At 30.7% G+C, this 5,506-nt stretch carries 6 protein-coding genes; 5 read left to right on the top strand and 1 reads right to left on the bottom strand.

Features of this window, described 5'->3' with window-relative positions; genetic code table 11:
- Positions 1 to 38: 38 nt before the first annotated feature.
- Positions 39 to 671, bottom strand: coding sequence for an esterase (locus Q0C58_RS10780; RefSeq protein ID WP_290701281.1), 633 nt, complete (start codon positions 669 to 671; stop codon positions 39 to 41).
- A gap of 58 nt (positions 672 to 729) precedes the next feature.
- Between Q0C58_RS10780 and Q0C58_RS10775 the strand changes: the two genes are divergently transcribed.
- From Q0C58_RS10775 to Q0C58_RS10755, 5 genes are all read left to right on the top strand, one after another.
- A complete protein-coding gene (locus Q0C58_RS10775) occupies positions 730 to 1,158 on the top strand; it encodes a hotdog fold thioesterase (RefSeq protein ID WP_290701279.1) in 429 nt (142 codons plus the stop codon).
- Positions 1,159 to 2,271, top strand: a complete 1,113-nt coding sequence (locus tag Q0C58_RS10770) for a chorismate-binding protein (RefSeq protein ID WP_290701277.1) — start codon at positions 1,159 to 1,161, stop codon at positions 2,269 to 2,271.
- 40 nt (positions 2,272 to 2,311) lie between these two features.
- Positions 2,312 to 4,060: a 2-succinyl-5-enolpyruvyl-6-hydroxy-3-cyclohexene-1-carboxylic-acid synthase gene (gene menD / locus Q0C58_RS10765; RefSeq protein ID WP_290701276.1), complete on the top strand. Its 1,749-nt coding sequence runs from the start codon at positions 2,312 to 2,314 to the stop codon at positions 4,058 to 4,060.
- A gap of 116 nt (positions 4,061 to 4,176) precedes the next feature.
- Positions 4,177 to 4,521 carry a DUF2853 family protein gene (locus tag Q0C58_RS10760; protein ID WP_290701273.1) on the top strand — a complete coding sequence of 115 codons (345 nt, stop codon included), beginning with the start codon at positions 4,177 to 4,179 and terminating at the stop codon, positions 4,519 to 4,521.
- A 132-nt stretch (positions 4,522 to 4,653) separates the two neighbouring features.
- The gene (locus Q0C58_RS10755; protein ID WP_290701270.1) at positions 4,654 to 5,484 is read left to right on the top strand and encodes a S1-like domain-containing RNA-binding protein; all 831 of its coding nucleotides are present in this window, start codon (positions 4,654 to 4,656) and stop codon (positions 5,482 to 5,484) included.
- Positions 5,485 to 5,506 lie beyond the last annotated feature (22 nt).

Genomic DNA, 5,506 nt, shown 5'->3' with positions numbered 1-5,506 from the left:
TACCGTTAAACGAACCTTTTCAAAAAAACCACCAACACCTAAACCAATTCACCAACAACCTCCACATTAACAACATGTTTCCCATCAAAAGGAATAATATTCAAACCATTTCCAAACAATTCATGAGCACGCTTAGTTTCATAAGCAATGCGTTCTTCATTTAAATATTCGTCTTTAGTGCCATAAACCAAAGACACTTTCGCTTTTAAAAAACTAAAATCATCAGCAATTAATTCCTTTGGTAAACCACCAGAATGCAATATTAATTGTGAGCATTGTAACTGTCTGTATTTAATATAGCGTGTAGAAACGCTAACACCTTGAGAGTAGCCAAAAACAATTAGGTTTTTATCGCTTGGAATCTGTTCTTCAGCTAAAATAGCATCAAAGTAATTTATTATGTTTTGAGTTTCGTTAACTGTGTTTTCTTTAGTTAACCAGCAAGCACCAACATGTTTAAAACCATTTTGGTAGTATAGACTTGGAGCTTGAGGTGCAATAATGTAATTGTCTTCGGCATTTAAACCTTTAAAATAGTTGATAAAAAATTCACTTAAATAACCTAAACCATGGCAAACCAACCAAACATTTTTTGTTTTTTTGGTTAAGTTATTTAAAGTTGAATATGGCTTTTTAGTATTATAAAATATTTCCTTTTTGGTAGATTGCATTGTGGCTTTGTTTCGTATTTTTACAGTATTAAAATTATGATAAAAATACAGTAAATAGATGAATCTCTCTAAAGCGGAAATGTTAGCACAAGCAAATGCAGCTAGCAAAAATACATTAATGGAAACCTTAAGTATTGAAATTGTAGATTATGGTGAAGATTTTCTTATTGCCAGAATGCCAGTAACGGCAAGAGTATACCAGCCAGATGGTGTGTTACATGGTGGAGCAACAGCTGCTTTAGCAGAAAGTGTTGGTAGTTTTGCGTCGCATATTTTTACAAATACAGATGAGATGTTTGTGCGTGGTTTAGAAATTACTGCTAACCATTTAAAAAGTGTAAAAGAAGGTTTTGTGTATGCAAAAGCAAGCTTTTTACACAAAGGGAGAACCACACAATTATTAGATATTAGAGTGACTGACGAGGCTGATAATTTAGTGTCTATTTGCAGACTATCTACTATTTCGTTACCAAAAAAGAAGCAGTAAATGCAATTAGAACATTTTTTTGAAATTGCCCAAAATCATTTTAACGATGCATTACCTTTTGTGTTATACAGAAAACCGAATGCTTCTGTTATAAAAGGTTTGTTTCAAAATGATGATACAGTTTATACCACAAAAAACTTAACAGAAAGCGGCTTTGTTTTTGCACCTTTTAATAATGAGGAGCGCACAGTTATTATTCCCATTGGTCAATCTGAATTACTTGAATATCAATCTATTATTCCTTTACAGTCAGGAATGCGCTTAGAAGAGAAAAAAGAATCAAGCCAAGCGAAAGCTTTTCATATAAATATGGTTTCAAAAGCCATAAAAGCATTTGAAGACAACACGTTTAAAAAAGTAGTACTCTCAAGAAAGGAAGACGTTAACCTTATTGAAGAAAACCCATTACAACTATTTAAGCGCTTGCTATCTCAATACAAAACAGCATTTGTATATTGTTGGTATCATCCAAAAATAGGACTTTGGCTTGGTGCAACACCAGAAACTTTAATTAATGTTACAGGAAATAGATTTACAACAATGGCATTAGCTGGCACTCAAAAATATGAAAGCGAAGATAATCCTGTTTGGAAAGCTAAAGAAACCGAAGAACAACAGCTAGTTACAGATTATTTAGTAAACAGTTTAGAAGCTTCTGTTAACAGTTTAAATGTTGCAAAGGTAGAAACTATTAAAGCTGGTAACTTATTACATTTAAGAACTAAGGTTTCGGGTATTTTAAATTCAAACTTAAAAACTATTGTAGAAGTATTGCATCCTACTCCTGCAGTTTGCGGCTTACCAAAAACGGTTGCTAAGCAATTTATTTTAGAAAATGAAAATTATAAACGCGAGTTTTATACTGGTTTTTTAGGCGAATTAAATATAGTTGAGAAAATAACTAGAAATACTAACAGACGCAATGTCGAAAACAGTGCTTATGCATCTGTAAAAAAGGTGTCCAACTTATTTGTTAATTTACGTTGTATGCAATTAACAGACGTAAAAGCAAGTATTTATGTTGGTGGTGGCATTACTAAAGATTCTATTCCAGAAAAAGAATGGGAGGAAACCGTTGATAAAACACAAACCATGAAAAAGGTATTGTTTTAATTGGGTTTAAAAACCACTATTTCGTATTTTTACAGTAGATATGAAGTACCCAAAAAATCCACTCGCTCAAACCGTTGTTCAGCTTTGTAAAGCTAAAAACATTAAGCATATTGTATTGTCTCCAGGTAGCAGAAATGCACCTTTAACTATTGGTTTTACGCATAATCCATTTTTTAAATGTTATAGTATTGTAGATGAGCGTTGCGCAGCGTTTTTTGCCATGGGAATTGCACAGCAAATACAAGAGCCAGTAGCAGTTGTTTGCACTTCTGGTAGTGCATTGTTAAATTATTATCCTGCTGTTGCAGAAGCTTTTTATAGTAATATTCCATTACTAGTTTTAAGTGCAGATAGACCAAAATACTTGGTTGGTATTGGTGATGGGCAAACCATTAATCAAGAAGATGTTTATAAAAACCACATTCTATATTCTGCTAATTTAAAGCAAGATTTAGACGAAGAAAATAAACTGGAAGACAACGCGTTGCCAATAATAAAGAGTATTGAAAACAAGTTGGAGAAGTATCTTGGCTTGCAAAAAGCAATACAGCAACATAATGAAACGCAGATAAATAAAGCAATTAATACTTCGGTTTTACAAAAAGGACCAGTACATATAAACATCCCTTTTAATGAGCCTTTGTATGAAACAGTAGACGAATTATCTGTAAACCCAGAAGTTATTCCAACAGTTACAATAGCTAATTATAATGAAGATTTAAGTGAATACATTAAGCAATGGAACGTTGCTAAACGCAAATTAGTTTTAGTTGGTGTAAACCAGCCTAATACTGTAGACCAAAAATATCTTGATATTTTAGCTAAAGATGAGAGTGTTTTAATATTAACAGAAACAACATCTAATATACATCACGAGCGTTTTATTCCTGGAATAGATAAATTAATTGGCGCTTTAAACACTGAAGAATTAAAACAATTAAAGCCAGATTTATTACTAACCTTTGGCGGACTTATAGTCTCTAAAAAAATTAAAAAGTTTTTAAGAGAATACAAACCAAAACAACATTGGCATATTGGAGAAAATAACGCTAATGATACCTTTTTTACTTTAAATAAGGTGTTTAAAACATCTGTTAATACTTTATTCTCAAAGCTTTTACTGCCAACAAATACTGTACAAAGTGAATACAATAGTTGTTGGCTAAATGCTTTTAATAGCAGACGAGAAAAGCACGATAAATACATGGAATCCATAGCTTTTAGCGATTTTAAAGTTTTCGATGTTTTGTTAAAAACAATACCAAGTCATTCGCAATTACAAGTTGGAAATAGCTCTGCAATTAGATACACACAACTATTCGATTTAAAACACAGTATAGAAGTGTTTTGTAATAGAGGTACAAGCGGAATAGATGGTAGTACAAGTACAGCAATTGGTGCTGCTTTAGCTTCTAAATTACAAACCACTTTTATTACAGGAGATTTAAGTTTTTTTTACGATAGTAATGCTTTATGGAATAATTATATACCTAATAATTTTAGAATAATAGTAGTTAATAATAGTGGAGGAGGTATTTTTAGAATTCTTCCAGGACACAAAAACACAACTAATTTTGATACATTTTTTGAAACAAAACATAAGCTAACAGCTAAACAATTATGTAATATGTATGGTTTTGAATATACAATGGCTGCAACAGAAAGTAAATTAACTTTGGCTTTAAACACATTCTATGATAAAAAAGAGAGACCACAACTATTAGAAGTGTTTACGCCTAGTGCAGAAAATGATGAGATACTACTAAACTATTTTAATAAAATAAAGTAATTAGCCGATGTTTTTTTTCGTTTATCGATATTTTGAATGTAATTTATTAAGTCAATAATTTTATTAGATTAAAAAAATTGTATATTTAAAGTGTTAAATAACTTAAAACTATAATTATGAGTAAAAGAGATGATCTAATAGTAAAATATGCTGCAGATTTAAAAGATAAAATAGGTGAAACTCCAGATATGGATTTTTTAACTAAAGTAACAATTGGTTGTGGACCATCTATCTATAATAAAGATGCTGCAACGGTTTCTGGTTCAGACCAAAGTGAATTAGATACTGTTAAAAATAATTTCTTAATTAAGAAATTAGGTTTAAAAGATAGTGCAGACTTAGATAAAGCAATAGCTTCTGTAATGGAAAAGTACGGCAAATCTAATAGAAATAAATACAGAGCTGTAGTTTATTATTTACTAGCTAGACACTTTAAAAAAGAGTCTGTTTATAACAAATAGAAAACAGAATTTAAATTTATATAAAAAGCGTTATAACTTAAGTTGTAACGCTTTTTTTGTGGACAACATCGAAGTTTACTTATTGAATAAAAAAAACACATTTTTGAGTTTTAATATTAGTATTTTTGTGCCATGATAAATATTGGAGAGTTTAATACGTTAGAAATACTTAGAGATACCGAACCAGGTATGTTTTTAGGCGACAAAGATGGTAATGAAGTTTTATTGCCAAACCGTTATGTTGAAGACGTTTTTAAAGTTGGAGACGATGTAGAAGTGTTTATTTATTTAGATAACGATGAGCGTTTAGTGGCAGTTACAGACGAGCCACATATAACAAAAGGTGATTTTGCAGTATTACGTTGTAATGTAGTAAACGATTATGGTGCTTTTTTAGATTGGGGAATGGTAAAAGAATTATTTTGCCCATTTAAAGAGCAAGCTTTCCCAATGAAAAAAGGAGGTTGGTATTTAGTACATTGTTATTTAGATGAAAAAAGCGAAAGATTAGTAGCAACAAGTAAAACCAATAGGTTTTTAGATAATGAAACACTAACAGTTTCAGAGTTTGAAGCTGTAGAATTAATAGTCTCGCATCCAAGTGATTTTGGAATGAATGTGATTGTAAACAAACAACATACAGGTTTAATTTATAAGGACAATATTTTTCAAGAATTAAGTATTGGAGACCGTTTAAAAGGTGTTGTAAAAAAAATAAGACCAGGAAATAAACTAGATATTGGCTTGGGAGAAATAGGTTATAGAAATATAGAGCCTAATGCAAAAAAAATTCTAGATACATTAGAAGATAATTCTGGTTTTTTACCACTTAATGATAAATCTTCTCCAGAGGCTATTAAAGATGCTTTAGAAATGAGTAAAAAGAACTTTAAAAAAGCGATAGGTAGTTTATACAAACAAAAATTAATTACTATCGAAGGTGATGGAATAAAAAGTGTGTAATTAAGCTATATCGGTTTATGTT

Origin of the sequence: Lacinutrix sp., from assembly GCF_023299985.1 — a bacterium.
Lineage (GTDB): Bacteria > Bacteroidota > Bacteroidia > Flavobacteriales > Flavobacteriaceae > Lacinutrix.
The sequence above is the reverse complement of the archived record's forward strand: the minus strand, read 5'-3'. Positions and strand labels throughout refer to the sequence as shown.